Raw genomic sequence first — 15827 nt, forward strand, 5'->3', positions numbered from 1 at the left:
CCGCGCCGCGCGACCGAATATCCGGTGGCGTGAGAATCGAAAATCGTGAATATCGGGCGGCGTACTGAACGGATTAACGCTCAGGTGATCACGTAATTCTGAATCAGAATGCCGACTATCACGCCGAACGGAATGCCGAAGGTTCGGCCGCGCAGGGTCGCGCTAATGTCTTCATCGAGTACGAAGCTGCAGCGGCGCTCGCGCCAGACGGTTTTGTAGGCCAATGGTTTGGCGTCGACAATCACGATCGAAATCAGCGCGGTTACGATAACCTGTTCCAGCGCATGCAGTTTGGCCATAAACGGCGAAAATTCGCCAGCATTGCACAACAGCACCATGACGACGGCGGCAATCAGCGTGCCGAAGAAAAAACCGCTCATGAACCGGTTTGCTGAACTGAGAGAATCCACTTGAACCTCGGCTTTATTCACTGCCTCGGTCAAGGCGGCGAACTTAAAATATTCTGACGGAAATGGTTTTCCATTTGATAAACCGGCGCCGGGTTGACCGCGGTGCCCGTCGACTTCAATGGGATGCGTAAGAATATTTTTATTGCCTTCTCCAACCTATCGTCCTTTTCCTAATGGCAGATAGGATTAGTCCGAAAAACACGGAAACTCGCCGCGTTCCAGCCAGGTGCCGAACAGATTCAGCGTGGCGTACTGCAATAGCATGCTGGCTCTTCCTTCGAACTCGCCGACCATGCGGAACTCGAGATCGTCATGATCGGCGCCGACTGTTCAGGGGTTCGATGGTCGACGTCGGGGCCGCGGCTATCGAAGCCCTCAGCCACGTTCGCGCCGACCGGTATTTCACGAGCGGGGTCGGCGTGCTGTTCCACACGGTGGCAAAGCAATCCTTTGCGGCATAAGTGCGCAGAGAAGTTCACGGTCATCGTGTTTCCCATGAACGGTGCGCTGAACTCACGCGCCATGCCCGGCTCAAACGGTATCGCGCCGCTGCCCGCTTGCGGCGCGCCTTACGATTCGCTGTAAGCAAGGCTGATTCCTTTCGCGGAGACTTCATGAGCAATCGAGCGACGCAGATTCTTCCTCATCATAGTTACGTTCATTCGCTGGGCGCGCCGCTGGCCTGCGTACAAGGCACGATCAGCAAGGTGTTCGCCAGCCCGGAGAATCACAACGGCGCCAATCACCAGCACTTCATCATCAGGATCGACACGGTCGTGAAGTTCGAAGGCGGTACGGAAAATCTGCTGGGCACCGAGGTGTTCGTCGCCGTGCGTTTCGGCGACAACGAGGGCCTCGCGCATGAAATTCCCGGCTTGGAGGCTGGGCAGCCGATCGAAGCACAAGGCGAGTACATCCCCGACGCCAGCGCCTATCCCACCGAAGACAATAGCAACCCTGTTCTGCCGGTTCTGCACTTTACGCATCATCCGGTCGGCTACGTGAAGTACCGAGGCGAGTACTACAGCTAGCCGTGCTCGTCCCATCGTGCGGGACGGACGTAAATTCGTCCTCGTGCTGTCACGATTGTCTCGCCGCTGTCACCACCGCTTCACAGAAGATTCAAGTTTTTGCCTCACTTTGCCGTTAAGCAAACGTTATCGTGCGGTTGCCGAGGCGTAGCCGTTGGTACGTCCTGCGTGTCTCGCGGATGCGGCCGCTTGTCCGTGTGCGGCGTATGAAGCGCAGTCCGGCAACAAGCGGGCAGGCGGGCGTGGAGCCGGACTTTCAGCGACCAGCCGCTACCGCCCGACACGTTGCGAGTGCAACGAAGTCGGCAATACCGTGGGTAAGGTTTGTATCAGAGTGTGTGAGTTGACGCGTTTTTTATAAAACGCACTTTACAATTCCGCTTGAATTTTAATCGGTAATCTGACCCTTTTCGCAGAAGATCGGCTGTTTTGACGGGCAGTAGGTGCGCGTCCTGGCTATCCGGCAGGCTGTGAACGCGAAGAGTTGGGTTGCCGGCAGCCTATGGATGAGCGCCGCACGAGGCGGCGTGGTTGTGTAGCAGGGAGAGCAGCGCGCCGTTCGGGCGTGCGCATCGCCGCTACAAGCCGGCATCCGGCTCGACAATGAATGAGGCAGGAGTCGAACAAGATGGGAAAGCGTTTCGACAGAACGATGATGGCCAGTCTGGCCGGCGTATGGGTTGCGCTGGCGGTCAGTGGGTGTGCGAGTGTGGGGCAGCAGGGTGCGCAGACCGGCGCGGCATCAGGCGCAACGGTTGCTTCAGCGGTGCCGGCCGCAAGCGTGCCGGCATCGGACGCGGCGGCGGCAACGCCGGTCGTGACCGGCGCCGACCAGAGCGCGCCACTCAAGAAATCGCCGCCGCTGGTGTATCGCGTCAAGCGCGGCGACACCCTCGCGCGCATCGCGCAGCGTCATCATTGCAGTGTCGGGCAGTTGCAGGCCTGGAATGGATTGAAGGCGTCCTCGCGGCTGAAGCGCGGGCAGGTGTTGCGCGTCGCGTCGCCGGAAACCGTGCGGGCGGTGAATGCAGCCAATGCGGCAGCAAAGGCCGCTGCGGCTTCCGGATCCGCGGCTTCGGGCGCGGCGCGGCAAACCGTGGCGGCATCGGCTGGATCAGCAGGATCAGCAGGCGCGGCGCAACCGCAGCCCGCACAGTCGCCCGCGCCCAGCGCCGCCGAAGCACGCGAAGTGGCGCAGCAAACCGCGCGTCACGCGAATGGCGTGTCGCTGGCCTGGCCTGCGGGCGGGAGCGTGGTTGAGGCCTTCCAGCCGGGAGAAACGCGGGGCATCGAAATCAGCGGCAAGCCGGGCGATCCCGTACGGGCGGCGGCCGGCGGCAAGGTGATGTACGCCGGCACGGGCCTGAACAGCTACGGCAGCCTGATCATCGTCCAGCACAACAAGGACTTTCTGACGGCTTACTCGCACAATCGCAAGCTGCTGGTCAAAACCGGCGATATCGTCGTGCAGGGACAGCAGATCGCCGAGATGGGCGACGAGAACAACTCACGGGTGTCGTTGGGCTTCGAGTTGCGCCGCGACGGCAAGCCGATCGATCCCATGCCGTACCTGCCGCAAGGACGCGGCTAGGCACGCGCGCCTAGTCCAGCCATCGCAGCGCCGCGGCGACGATCGCTTCCGGCGCGTCTTCCTGCATCAGGTGACCGGCCTTCGGTACCGGCTGAAACCGTGCTTCCGGCATGGCCGCGGCCAGTTGACGGCCGCGCGCCAGCGGAATCCACTGATCCTCTTCGCCCCACAGAATCTGCACCGGACAGCGCAGTTGCGGATAGCGTGCTTCGACCTCGTCGGTGTAGCGCTGATGCATCTGCGCGATATGGCGGTAGAACGCGGCTTGGCCGGTTGCGCCGAGCCAGGGCGTCACATAAGGCGCGAGTTCGTGATCCGGAATCTCGCGCGCGATCGCGCCGCGCACATACGCCTTCACACCACTGCCTCGTGGATGTAAGGCGGCAGTCCGGCGAACGCGTCACCGTGTTCGCGCACATGCCGTACGAAGGGCGAACCCCACGGCGCCACCGCCACCGGATCGATCAGCGTGAGGCTGCGATAGTCGCAGCCGTCGATCAGATGCGCGCGCAATGAAGTCGCGCCGCCGAAATCGTGCGCGATGACGTCCGGGTTTTTCAGTTGCCAGTGCGCCAGCAATTCCGCCAGCAAGCCATTCTGCACGCCGAGCGAAACGTCCTGAGCATCGCGCTGTTCGGATTGCCCGTAGCCGAGCAGATCGTAGTAGTAGACCGTGCGCGTCTGCGCGAGATGCGGGGCAATGCGGTGCCACACGTAAGAAGAAAACGGCGTGCCGTGAACCAGCACCAGCGGCGGACCGTTGCCGGTCACGTTAAAGCGTACGGATTGATCGTTAAAGGTATAGCTTTCGGGGAGCGGCCAATTTTGCATAGCGGTGAGCGTCGCAAGGAGGTCTGCTTACCTTAGCAGGGCTTCGTAACGCATGCTGGCCGCCTTTTCGTAGCATGCTCTTCGTAGTGTGCTCGTAGCGACTCCCGCAGAAGCTCACCTTTGTTTTATTCAGCAAAACCAGGCAAATTCAAACGGCGCTTCATCTCGCACTCGTTTCAGCAGCAAACGAGCCATGCAGGCGAGCCATACTCTTACGAATCGCGCATAAATTGTCTTGAAAATAGGCCTCACCGGATTGGCCGCATTCGAAAATGCCTGGTAATCCGGCAATGGCATGCATATGGGGCCATCGAGCGAGCACCTCGGGATGGATCGAAACGCCCGCTCTCAATGGTGAGGGAATTCGGGAGCCGACTACTTCGATTCGATCCCACGCAACAACTGCGTCACCTGGCCGTGATGATGCAGGATCGCCGGATCGGCATGCAGCAGCGGCAGGTAGCGCGGCAGGAAAGCATTGTTCGGCATGTCGGGCGAGAAGAGTCCCGCCACTGCTTCGGCCGCCGCGATCCGGTCGGTGGCATCGGCCTCCTTGTCGTCGAGAGTTTCGTCGACATTCGCAATCACCGTCGAGAGCGGCGTGAGCCAGCGAAACCCCGAACCGTTGATCAGCACCTGCAGGAAAGCCGCGGGCGTTACCGGGCCGAATTCCTTTTCGTACGCTGCGCGCTCGTGATCGAGAATGGCTTTGTGCAGCGCCAATAGCGGCCGGCGAATCTCCGAGAGGAATTGGGTGCATTGCGAGTCGTTCATGTGTGCTGCTCCTTCGGATAGTCAGACCGGATCCATGCTAACAAAATCGCACGGCATTGATTCAACAAGATTAACTGATCGCGCAGCGGCTCTCTGGTGAGGCCGGTGTGTGAAGGGTAACGCGTTGATTCGAATCTGCTTTCAGCGGTGCAATATGCCCGGCGAGACGGTTTCGGCCGGCAGGCGGCGTGCAGCCAGGCGGCGAACTTCTTGATGCGCGGCTACAATTTACCGGTCAGTCCCGGCGAGTTCGCGCCGTGTATTAACTGCCGTTTCTAACTAACCGAAAGCCGCATTGCGTATTAGTCCGGCTTGTCGAATAAAAACGGCAGGTCTTTACAGTTTGGTTCGACGTCTCTCTCTAAACAGCCTCATAAACAATAAGCCCCACTCGGAGCCGCCCCATGACAACGCTCAATATCAACGGCCAGACGCACACCGTCGACGCGCCGCCCGACATGCCCCTCCTGTGGGTCTTGCGCGATCTGGTCGGTCTGACCGGCACGAAGTTCGGTTGCGGCATCGCTCAATGCGGCGCCTGCACCGTGCACCTCGACGGCGTGGCGGTGCGCTCGTGCGTATTGCCGGCCGCCGCGGTCGGCGACCGCAAGATCACCACCATCGAAGCGGTGGGCAGCACGCCGGCCGGCCAGAAAGTTCAGCAGGCATGGCGTCAACTCGACGTGGTGCAATGCGGCTACTGTCAGTCGGGGCAGGTGATGTCGGCCGCTTCGCTGCTCGCGAGCAACCCCAATCCTACCGATGCGGACATCGACGCCGCAATGGCCGGCAATATCTGCCGCTGCGGAACGTATAACCGCATCCGCGCGGCGATCAAGCAAGCCGCGAAGGGAGCCTGACATGTCCCAGGGATTGCTCGATGCACAGAACGGCGCAGAGCCGTCGAAAGCCGGCGCGCGCGCCGCAGGTGGATTGTCGCGCCGCACCTTTCTGAAATTCGGCGTGACGGTGGGCGCGGCGGCGGGCGGCGGCCTGCTGCTCGGCTTCAGCATGCCGGCCGCCAGCCAGGATCAGAAGGCCGGCAAATCGGTGATTGGCGGCGACGGTGTGGAAACGCCGCAAAGCGGCGTGTTCGCGCCGAACGCGTTCATCCAGATCGATACCGCGGGCAAGGTCACGCTGGTGATTCCGAAGGTGGAGATGGGCCAGGGCGTCTATACGTCGATTCCGATGCTGATCGCCGAAGAACTCGAAGTGCCGCTCGACACGGTCACCGTCGACCACGCACCGCCGAACGAAAAGCTCTTCATGGACCCGCTGCTCGGCGGCCAGCTCACGGGAGGTTCGACCTCGATCCGCTATGCATGGGAGCCGATGCGTAAAGCCGGCGCCACCGCGCGCACGGTCCTGATCAGCGCGGCCGCGCAGCAATGGCAGGTCGACCCGGCCAGTTGCCATGCGCAGGCCGGGCAGGTGATTCACGCGGCCAGCAAGCGCAGCATCGGCTATGGCCAGCTGGTGACCGCGGCCGCCAGTCTGCCCGCGCCGCAGAATGTCAAGCTCAAGGACCCGAAAGACTTCAAGCTGATCGGCACGGCGGTCAAGCGTCTCGATTCGCCGGAGAAAGTGGACGGCACCGCGCTGTTCGGGCTCGACGTGCGCGTGCCCGACATGGTCTATGCGGCGATCGCGAACTGTCCGGTGTTCGGCGGCACGCTCGCCAGCGTCGACGACACCAATGCGAAAAAGATTCCCGGCGTGCGCCAGGTCATCAAGATCGATAACGCGGTCGCGGTGATCGGCGACCACACCTGGGCAGCCAAGCGCGGCGTGCAGGCGCTCGTCATCAAGTGGAACGAAGGCTCGGGCGCGAATCTGTCGATGAAGCAGATCGTCGACGATCTCGCCAACGCCTCGCAGCGCAACGGCGCGGTGGCGCGTAAAGACGGCGACGTCGCCAATGCGTTCAGCAACGCGAAGACGCGCGTCGACGCCGTGTATCAGCAGCCGTTCCTCGCGCACGCCACGATGGAGCCGATCAACTGCACGGTGCATGTGCGCCCCGACGGCTGCGATGTCTGGCTCGGCTCGCAAGTGCCGACCCGGGTAGTGGACGCCGCCGTGGCGGTCACAGGCTTGCCCGCCGACAAGATTGTCGTGCACAACCATCTGATCGGCGGCGGCTTCGGGCGGCGGCTGGAATTCGACATGGTCACGCAGGCCGTCAAGGTCGGCAAACAGGTGTCCACGCCGGTGAAAGTGGTCTGGACGCGCGAAGAAGACATTCAGCACGACATGTACCGGCCGTATTACTACGACAAGATCTCCGCGGGACTGGATTCGAACAGCAAGCCGATTGCGTGGCAGCACCGGATAGTCGGTTCGTCGGTGATCGCGCGCTTCGCGCCGCCCGCGTTCAAGAACGGCGTCGATCCCGACGCGGTTGAAGTCGCTTCGGACCTGCCGTATGACTTGCCTAACCAGTTGGTCGATTACGTTCGCCAGGAGCCGCATGCGGTGCCCACCGCATTCTGGCGCGGCGTGGGACCGACACGCAGCACTTTCGTGGTGGAGAGTTTCATCGACGAACTCGCGGCCCAGGCCAAAGTCGATCCCGTCAAATACCGTCAGGATCTGCTCGGCAAGACGCCGCGCGCGCTGAACGTGCTCAACGTCGCCACCCAGGCGGCGAACTGGGGCAGCGCGGTGCCGAAGGGGCAAGGGCGCGGCGTGTCGGTCATGCATGCGTTCGGCAGCTTCTTCGGGATTGTCGTCGACGTCGCGGTGGATCAGGGCGAGGTGGCGGTCAAGCGGGTGGTGTGCGCGGTCGATTGCGGCATGGTGGTCAATCCGAACACGGTGGAGGCGCAGGTGCAGGGCGGCATCATCTTCGGTATCACGGCGGCGCTCTATAGCGAGATCACGATCAAGGACGGCCGCGTGGAGCAGAACAATTTCACCGACTACCGGATGCTGCGGATCGATCAGACGCCGCCTATCGAGGTGCATATCGTGAAGAGCAGCGAGGCGCCCGGCGGTATCGGCGAACCCGGCACGGCGGCGCTCGCGCCAGCGCTGACCAATGCGATTTTCGCGGCCACCGGCAAGCGGCTGCGGCAATTGCCGGTCGGCAGCCAGTTGCAGACCGCTTAACGGAGCCCGACATGAAAAATACACTGAAGGGTTTCGGTGCGGCGTTGTGCGTGACGCTGCCGTTGCTCGCGCAGACGCCGGCGCAGGCGGCCGCGCAATCGGCCGATCCAGCCCTGGTGCAACGCGGCGCCTATCTGGCCAAGGTCGGCGATTGTGTCGCCTGTCATACGGCGCCGAAGGGCAAGCCGTTCGCGGGCGGCCTGCCGATGACCACGCCAATGGGCCAGATCTACACCACCAATATCACGCCCGACCAGCAGACCGGCATTGGCGGTTACACGGAAGAGGACTTTGCACGGGCCATGCGCGAAGGCGTCGCCAAAGACGGCCACAATCTTTATCCGGCCATGCCGTACCCGTCGTACGCCAAGGTCAACGACGACGATATGAAAGCGCTGTACGCGTATTTCATGAGCGGCGTGGCGCCCGTGCAGCAGGCGAACCGCGAGCCGGACATCAAGTGGCCGTTGAACATGCGCTGGCCGTTGAAGTTCTGGAACATGGTGTTCCTCGAAAAGGGCGTCTACCAGGACAAGTCGGGCAAAGACGTGGCATGGAATCGCGGCGCGTATCTGATCCAGGGACTCGGGCACTGCGGCTCGTGCCATACGCCGCGCGGCATCGCGTTCCAGGAGAAGGCGCTGGATGAAAGCGGCAGCGCGTTCCTGACCGGCGGCCTGCTCGACGGCTGGTTCGCGGCAAACTTGACCGGCGAGCACAACGTCGGTCTGGGCCGCTGGAACGATCAGGACCTGCAGGCGTTCCTGAAGACCGGCGCGAATCGCCATGCCTCTGCGTTCGGTTCGATGACCAGCGTGATCAACAACAGCACGCAGGGCATGAACGACACGGACATCGCGGCCATGTCGACGTACCTGAAGTCGCTCCCGCCGGCAGGCGGCAGCGGTGCGGCGCCATACAAGTACGATCCGCAGGCGACGAAGGTGTCGCTCAACCGGCCGGCGAACAATGAAGGCGCGCGCGTCTACACGGCGTATTGCATGCACTGTCACGGCGTCGACGGGCGCGGCTTCGCGCCGATGCTGGCGCCGTTGTCCGGCAATCCGAACGTGCTGGAGAAGGATCCGTCGTCGCTGATCAACGTGACGCTCAACGGTACTGAAGACCTGGTGATCGGCGGCATTCCCGCGCCGTATCCGATGCCGAAGTACGCGCCGGTGCTCAACGACCAGCAGATCGCCGACGTGCTGACCTTCGTGCGGGCCGGGTGGAACAACGGTGCGCCGGCGGTCACGGCCGGAGACGTCGCCAAGTTGCGCAAGTCGACGCACGCAGCGCGCTAGTTCCGCAAGTTCTGTCAGGCGGCATGCAAAGAAAAGCGGCAACCGTTGTGCACGGTTGCCGCTTTTTTTATTCAATCGCCGCTGCGAGTCTCAGCGATGCTGGCCGACCTTCTGTCTTTTCTCCAGCACACGCGCGTACCACGTCAGCGGGAAACACATCGCGAAGTAGATCATCGCGACCATGCCGTAGATCGGAAACGGGCGGAACGCGGCGTTGGTAATCATGGTGCCGGTCTTGGTCAATTCCGTGAAACCGATGATCGACGCAAGCGCCGTGCTTTTCACCACCTGCACGAGAAAACCGACTGTCGGCGCCACGGCGATTTTCAGCGCCTGCGGCCACACGATATAGCGCAACTGCTGGCCGAACGTCATGCCGAGACTCGCGCCCGCGGCCCACTGACCGCGCGGCACGGCTTCGACGCAGCCGCGCCAGATGTCGACCAGATACGCGCTGGTATAGAGCGTCAGGGTGACGGTGGCCGCGACCCACGGCGATACATCGACACCGAGCAGCGGCAAACCGAAAAACGCCAGGAAGAGCTGCATCAGCAGCGGTGTGCCCTGAAACACTTCCACGTACACCACGACGATACGGCGCAGCCAGGCGATCGGCGACACGCGCATGGCGAGCAGAATCAGCCCGACGATGCCGCCGCCCACAAACGCGATCAGCGAAAGCAGCACGGTCCAGCGGGCGGCGAGCAACAGATTGCGGGCAATGTCCCACAGCGTGAATTCGACCATGATCAACGCTCCGTGGGCAGAGTGCGGGCGCCGCGCCACATCAGGCGGTTGCGCCAGTTACGCGGCGCGCTGTCGTTGCCGCGCGCCGCACGGCCCGCGAACAGACCGCGGCCGAGCCGGTTGAGGATTTGCCGCAATACGATCGACAGCAACAGATAGGTCGCGGTGATGATCAGGTAGCTTTCGAACGAACGGAAGTTGCGCGACTGGATGAAGTTGGCCGCATACGTGAGATCGGGCACGGAGATCTGCGAGACCACCGCCGAGCCGAGCATCACGATCAGCACCTGGCTCAGCAGCGCGGGAAACACGTTGGCGATGGCCTGCGGCAGCACGACATAGCGAAACACCTGCCGCCCGTGCAGACCGAGCGCCTGCGCCGCCTGCACCTGGCCGCGCGAAATCGAGTCGATGCCGGCGCGTACGATCTCGATCGCGTAAGCGCCGAGATTGACGGTCATGGCCAGAATCGCGGCCTGCACTTCGTCGATATGGATACCGAGGCTCGGCAAGCCGAAGAATACGAAAAACAACTGCACGATGAACGGCGTGTTGCGGATCAGTTCCACATAACTCGCCACCACCCAGCGCGCCCATTTCGGTCCGGCCACCGCCACGCTCGCACCGGCAATACCGACAATCGCGCCGAGCACGGTGGAAACGGCCGTCAGCCCCAGGGTGACGGCCACGCCGCGCGCGAGCATCCCCGCATAGAGGCCGAAGCCGCTGAAATCGAACGCATAGGTCATGGCGTGGCGCTCATCGTGAGGTCAGACTCCGCCGCGGACCACGCCTCGCGGTCCGCGCAAAAAAGGTTCAGAGGTCGGCCGGCAGCGGCGCCCGCAGCCACTTCTGCGAAATCGCGTTCATGGTGCCGTCCTTGCGGGCCTTGGCAATCGTTTCGTCGACCTTCTGCTTCAGACGCGGCTCGTTCTTGTTCAAACCGACGTGATCGGGCGAGCTGAACAGCGAGAATTTCTGCTCGGGATCGTTGGCCGGATGACGCGCGAGAATCGTGGCGCCGACGTCGTTGCCGACTACCATCAACTGTACCTGACCAGAAAGAAACGCCGAAATTGCGCCGTTAGGATCGTCGAAGCGTTTGATGTTCGCGGTGGGCGGCGCGATCTTGGTCACGCTCAGGTCTTCCAGCGTGCCGCGCGCGACCGAAATCGACTTGCCGGCGAGGTCGGCGGCGTTCTTCACGGGCAAGGCTTTGGGGCCGAACACCGCGAGGTAGTAGGGCGCATAAGGTTGCGAGAAATCGATCACCTTTTCGCGCTCGGGTGTCTGGCCGACCGACAGCAGCATGTCGGCCTTGTGATCGGCGAGGTAGGCCATGCGGTTGTCGCCCGTCACCTGCACGAGTTCGACCTTGGCGTTGAGCGCCCTGCCGATCAGGTTGGCGACATCGATGTCGTAGCCCATCGGCTTCATATCCGGGCCGATCGAGCCGAACGGCGGATAGTCCTCGAATACGCCGATGCGTACCGTGCCCGACTTGGCGATGGTGTCGAGCGCGTCCGCATGCGCGGCCGACGGCAACGCGCACAGCGCGCCGAGGCCGGTGAAGGCAAGCGTCGCTGCGAGCGTGGCGAACACCCGGCGGGTGCGGGATTGGGCAGTGGGGCGCTGGTTCATGGTCTGTCCTCTGTCGAAAATGTCGGTATTGGAATGGGCAAATCTGAGTGATACAGCGATGCTTCAGTGCCTTGATTCAATGTGCGGCGCGTGCGGCGATCAGCTTGCACGCATGCGGCGGCAGTTCCGCGAGCACCGCCATGCCGAGCGCGATCCCCGGCGTTTCGCGCGGCGTGGTGGCGGCGGTCAGCGTGAAGCCGGCACAGTCGATGGTCGCTTCGAGCGATGCGCCCACGTCGCGGATGAACGTGACGGTGCCTGCCAGCCGGTTCGGGCCCGCCGCGTCGGACGCGGCTTTCACGCACACGTCTTCCGGGCGGATCAGCAGACGGATATCGCTACTGGAGGCCGGCACGCGCGCCGGCTGCACGACGCTGATACGCCGGCCGCCGGGCAGGCTCACGCCGCCCGCGCCATCGTACGTGACCGGCAGGATATTGCCCAGACCGATGAAGTCGGCGACGAATTCGCTGACCGGATCGCGATAGATGTCGAGCGGCTTGCCCACCTGGGCGATGCGGCCTTTCTCCATCACGACGATCTCGTCGGCCATCGTCATGGCTTCGCGCTGATCGTGCGTGACCATGATCGTCGTGATGCCCAGACGCTGTTGCAGCAGGCGGATTTCCACCTGCATCGCTTCGCGCAGCTTGGCGTCGAGCGCGGAAAGCGGTTCGTCGAGCAGCAGCAGTTTCGGCTGCGACGCGATCGCGCGCGCAATCGCCACGCGCTGGCGCTGGCCGCCGGAGAGTTGCGTGACGGGGCGGTTGGCCATGTGCGGCAACTGGATCAGTTCCAGCAGTTCGGCTACGCGCCGCGTCTGCTGCTCCTTCGTGGTCTTGCGCAGCTTCAGCGGATAAGCGACGTTTTGCGCGACCGTCATATGCGGAAACAGCGCGAGCGACTGGAACACCATGCCGAAGTCGCGCTGATTCGCGGGCAACCGCGTGATGTCGCGTCCGGCGAAATGGATGCTGCCCGAGGTCGGCGTTTCGAGGCCGGCGATCATCCGCAGCAGCGTGGTCTTGCCGCAGCCTGACGGGCCGAGAAAGCACACCAGCTTGCCGTCGGGCACGCTCAGATCGACGCTGTCCACGGCATGGGCCGCGCCGAAGCGCCGGGTCACGGCCTGCAACGTTAAATGGGTCATCGGATGCTCCAGCAAGGGGTCGTCATGAGCGCGCGGGTTCACGGGATGCGGTCACAGCGCAACGCCTTCGTCGCCGATCAGTTTTTCGAGCAGCCAGATCAGCGCGAAGTCGATCGCGACGATGAACACGGCGAAACAGAACACGGTCGGATCGAGCGACGACACCGTGCGGCTGTAGAGCCACACCGGCAGCGTCATCGTGTCGATGCCGTAGAGGAAGAACGTCACCGTGAATTCGTTGAACGAGACGATGAACGCGAACAGCATGCCGGCGAGAATGCCGGGGCGCATCAGCGGCAGGATCACGTCGACGAGCGCGCGGCCTGGACTCGCGCCCATCACGCAGGCGGCCTCTTCGAACTCCGGGCCGATCGCGGCGACCGACGCCGCGCAGTTCTTCACGGTAAACGGCAGCGCCAGAATCACGTGCGCGATGATCAGGCGGAACACGCCGAGCTCGACGGGCAGCACGTTGAACACCAGCAGCAGCGACAGGCCGAGCATCACGAGCGGGTACACGAGCGGCAGCGCGACCAGTTGTTCCACCGCGGGCTTGCCGCGAAAACGGTAGCGGCTCAACGCGTAAGCGGCAGGCACCGAGACGAGCGTGGCGATCACCATCGTCGAAATCGCGACGATCAGGCTCGTGGTCAATGCGGCGCCCATCGACAGCGAGTCGCTCGCGTCCGGCGACACGAAGCTGTGCCACGCGGCGCGATACCAGTGCAGGCCGTACGCGTGCGGCGGGAATTCGAGCGTGTCGGCCGCGCTGAACGACATGGTGATCATCGTGAGGATCGGCAGCGCGGCGAGAAACAGAACGATCGCCGCGAGCAGGGCGGTGGCCTTGCCGAGCTGGCCGGGCATGGTGGCCGCCAGACGCGGCGTGCGGGGAGTGCGGGGCGGGCGCGGCTGCAAGCGCGCGGCTTGCGCCGTCTGAATCGGCGTGCTCATGTGTGCGGCTCCTCGGCAAGACGTTGCGTGCGGCGCACGAGGCGCTGCGACAGCGCCATCACGGTCAGCGTGGCGACCATCAGCACCACGCCCGACGCGGACGCCGCCGGCCAGTTCAGCAGCGGCGCGACCTGATCGTGGACCAGCACGGCGAGCATCGGCACGCGTCGTCCGCCGAGCAGCAGCGGCACGGCGAACGCGCTCGCGTTGTACGCGAACACGAGCAGCGCGCCGGACACGAGGCCGGGCATGGCGAGCGGCAACAGCACGTGACGCAGCGTTTGCCAGCGCGTTGCGCCGAGCGTGGCGGCGGCTTCTTCGTAAGTGCTCGAGACCGCGCGCATCGCGCTCGAAAGCGGCAGCACGGCGAGCGGAAACGCGGTCTGGATCAGGCCGAGCAGCACGCCGTTTTCGCGGTACAGCCACATCAACGGACGTTGCACGAGGCCGCTGCCGAGCAGTGCGTGATTGAGCAGCCCGGCCGGCCCGAGAATGATCAGCCAGCCATAGCCCTGCAGCAGCAGATTGACGAGCAGCGGTAGCAGCACACCGGCCAGCAGGAGGCGCCGGGCGAGCCGCGACTTCGTGCGCGCCATCGCCAGGGCGACGGGAATCGCCAGCAGCACTGCGCAGATCATGCTTTGAAATGCGAGCTTCAATGTCAGCCACAACGACTTCATGAAGTAGCCGTCGAGCAGGTCCGCGTAGTTTTGCAGCGTGAAGCCGCGCCACTCGTTGTCTTGCGTGCCGAAGCTCATGCGCAGCACGACCAGCGCCGCGGCGCCGAGCACGGCGAGAAACAGCAGGATCGGCGCGAGCAGCAGCCACGGCCGCGCTTTTTCCATCGCGGTGGCGGCAGGCGCGTCAGGCACGTCCGGCACTGCGCCGGACGCCGATGAGGCACGCCGCGAAAAGCGCGCGAGCATCGCTGTCATGCCGAGAAGATTTCGGTGTAACGCTTGATCCACGCCGGTTGCACGACGGCGAGCGCCTTGTCGTCATGCAACACGGCCTTTTCTGCGATCTGCTGCGGGCTCGGCACGAACGCGCGGCTCTCGGCGGGAATCACCGCTTTCGAATTGACCGGGCCGTTCAGCACGTCGGCGGCCATGCGGCCTTGCACGCCCGCGTCGAGCGAATGGTTGATGAAGGCGTGGATCAGATCGCTGTCGCCCGGATGCGACTTGGGGATCACGGTGAACATCAACTGCGTGGCGAAGCCTTCCTTCATGCCGTAGGTCACACCCATCTTGTACTCGGGCTTGCGGATCTGGTCGGGGAAAAACGCCGGCGAATAGATGCCGCCGATATCGAGCGAGCCGGTGCGGAACAGATCGGCCACCTGGTTCGGGTTCTCGCCGAGCGTCATCACGCGATCTTTCAGCTGCATCAGCTTCTTGAAGCCCGGTTCGATGTTCTGTTGCGAGCCGCCGTTCATCTTCGCCGCGATGATCGCGAGGTCGACCGCTTCGGCCCATTCGGGCGGCGGCAGGAACAGGCGGCCGGCGTACTTGGGATCCCACAGTGCTTCGTACGAAGCCGGCGCGGTCTTGACCGTCGAGGTGTTGTAGATCAGCCCGTCCGACCACAGCAGATAGCCGACGCCGAAGCCGTTCGCGCCCGTGCGGTACTGCGGCGCGACGTCCTTCAGATTCGGCAGTTTGTCCAGCTCGGGCTTCATCAGCAGGCCGGCGTCGCCGAGACCGGACGCACCGACGCCGGCTAACGTGATGACGTCGTAGGTGGGGCGGTCGCCCGCGGCCTTCACCTTGGCGACCATGCCGGAGGTGCCGTCGGCGCGGTCGGCGATCACTTTGGCACCGGTTTTCGCCGTGAACGTGGCGGCGATGTTGCGCAAAGCGGCGGCGCCGGTATCGTCCGACCAGGTCAGCAGACGCAGCGTCTTGCCGCTGAAATTGTGTTCCTGCGCGCGCAGGTTGATGAACGGCATCGGCAAGGTGGATGCCGCGAGTGCCGCGCCGATCGTCTTGATGGCCTGCCTTCTACCCCGTTTGATCTCTTGCATGGCGGTCTCCTGTGTTGAACGCCTGTTGCCTGATGGAATCGTGTGACCGCTGCCGTTGCATCGCGTGTTTGCGTTGCCTGCTTGCGCTGCGTGTGGATGCACTCTAGGTTTGTCAAAATCCCTCAACAAACGAAATATGCGCATGGAGCGCATGACGTAATCTCATGCGCACGCCGTCGCGCGACCGCGGTGGCGCACGCCGCTCAGGTGGCGGGAGCGCCGAGGCAGTAGCGCATGCGGGTTAACGTCCATCT

General features: G+C 63.5%; 14 protein-coding genes and 1 pseudogene. 5 read left to right on the plus strand and 10 right to left on the minus strand.

What is annotated here, in order from left to right:
• Positions 1-80: 80 nt before the first annotated feature.
• Positions 81-380: a hypothetical protein gene (locus PDMSB3_RS26625; RefSeq protein WP_007177011.1), complete on the minus strand. Its 300-nt coding sequence runs from the start codon at positions 378-380 to the stop codon at positions 81-83.
• 644 nt (positions 381-1024) lie between these two features.
• On the opposite strand from PDMSB3_RS26625, the gene PDMSB3_RS26630 reads away from it, so the two are divergent.
• Together PDMSB3_RS26630 and PDMSB3_RS26635 are read left to right on the plus strand one after the other, a co-directional pair.
• On the plus strand, positions 1025-1441 hold the full coding sequence (locus tag PDMSB3_RS26630; RefSeq protein ID WP_007177013.1) for a hypothetical protein: 417 nt from the start codon (positions 1025-1027) through the stop codon (positions 1439-1441).
• Between the two features lie 628 nt (positions 1442-2069).
• Complete coding sequence (locus tag PDMSB3_RS26635; protein WP_165188264.1) at positions 2070-3032, plus strand: M23 family metallopeptidase; 963 nt, start codon at positions 2070-2072, stop codon at positions 3030-3032.
• A 10-nt stretch (positions 3033-3042) separates the two neighbouring features.
• Here the strand turns inward: PDMSB3_RS26635 and PDMSB3_RS26640 are convergent.
• Positions 3043-3863, minus strand: a pseudogene (locus tag PDMSB3_RS26640) (alpha/beta fold hydrolase).
• Between the two features lie 375 nt (positions 3864-4238).
• Positions 4239-4637: a hypothetical protein gene (locus tag PDMSB3_RS26645; protein ID WP_007177016.1), complete on the minus strand. Its 399-nt coding sequence runs from the start codon at positions 4635-4637 to the stop codon at positions 4239-4241.
• Between the two features lie 404 nt (positions 4638-5041).
• Between PDMSB3_RS26645 and PDMSB3_RS26650 the strand changes: the two genes are divergently transcribed.
• The 3 genes from PDMSB3_RS26650 to PDMSB3_RS26660 are packed head-to-tail and all read left to right on the plus strand — an operon-like array spanning position 5042 to position 9055.
• Positions 5042-5497 (plus strand): (2Fe-2S)-binding protein, encoded by a 456-nt coding sequence (locus PDMSB3_RS26650; protein WP_007177017.1) that lies wholly within the window; start codon positions 5042-5044, stop codon positions 5495-5497.
• A gap of 1 nt (position 5498) precedes the next feature.
• Complete coding sequence (locus PDMSB3_RS26655; protein WP_007177018.1) at positions 5499-7751, plus strand: xanthine dehydrogenase family protein molybdopterin-binding subunit; 2253 nt, start codon at positions 5499-5501, stop codon at positions 7749-7751.
• 11 nt (positions 7752-7762) lie between these two features.
• Complete coding sequence (locus PDMSB3_RS26660) at positions 7763-9055, plus strand: c-type cytochrome (protein ID WP_007177019.1); 1293 nt, start codon at positions 7763-7765, stop codon at positions 9053-9055.
• 90 nt (positions 9056-9145) lie between these two features.
• Here PDMSB3_RS26660 and PDMSB3_RS26665 read toward each other — a convergent pair whose 3' ends face one another.
• The 7 genes from PDMSB3_RS26665 to PDMSB3_RS26695 all read right to left on the minus strand — a co-directional run bounded on the left by PDMSB3_RS26665 (position 9146) and on the right by PDMSB3_RS26695 (position 15573).
• Complete coding sequence (locus PDMSB3_RS26665) at positions 9146-9802, minus strand: amino acid ABC transporter permease (RefSeq protein WP_007177020.1); 657 nt, start codon at positions 9800-9802, stop codon at positions 9146-9148.
• Between the two features lie 2 nt (positions 9803-9804).
• Complete coding sequence (locus PDMSB3_RS26670; RefSeq protein WP_007177021.1) at positions 9805-10551, minus strand: amino acid ABC transporter permease; 747 nt, start codon at positions 10549-10551, stop codon at positions 9805-9807.
• Positions 10552-10618: 67 nt separating this feature from the next.
• On the minus strand, positions 10619-11443 hold the full coding sequence (locus tag PDMSB3_RS26675; RefSeq protein WP_007177022.1) for a transporter substrate-binding domain-containing protein: 825 nt from the start codon (positions 11441-11443) through the stop codon (positions 10619-10621).
• A 76-nt stretch (positions 11444-11519) separates the two neighbouring features.
• Positions 11520-12593: an ABC transporter ATP-binding protein gene (locus PDMSB3_RS26680; RefSeq protein WP_007177023.1), complete on the minus strand. Its 1074-nt coding sequence runs from the start codon at positions 12591-12593 to the stop codon at positions 11520-11522.
• A 51-nt stretch (positions 12594-12644) separates the two neighbouring features.
• Positions 12645-13547 (minus strand): ABC transporter permease, encoded by a 903-nt coding sequence (locus tag PDMSB3_RS26685; RefSeq protein WP_007177024.1) that lies wholly within the window; start codon positions 13545-13547, stop codon positions 12645-12647.
• On the minus strand, positions 13544-14473 hold the full coding sequence (locus PDMSB3_RS26690; RefSeq protein ID WP_407670652.1) for an ABC transporter permease: 930 nt from the start codon (positions 14471-14473) through the stop codon (positions 13544-13546). Before PDMSB3_RS26690 ends, PDMSB3_RS26685 begins: the two co-directional genes overlap by 4 nt.
• A gap of 5 nt (positions 14474-14478) precedes the next feature.
• Positions 14479-15573 carry an ABC transporter substrate-binding protein gene (locus tag PDMSB3_RS26695; protein WP_007177026.1) on the minus strand — a complete coding sequence of 365 codons (1095 nt, stop codon included), beginning with the start codon at positions 15571-15573 and terminating at the stop codon, positions 14479-14481.
• Positions 15574-15827: the final 254 nt, after the last annotated feature.

Origin of the sequence: Paraburkholderia dioscoreae (assembly GCF_902459535.1) — a bacterium.
Classification (GTDB): Bacteria; Pseudomonadota; Gammaproteobacteria; order Burkholderiales; family Burkholderiaceae; genus Paraburkholderia; species Paraburkholderia dioscoreae.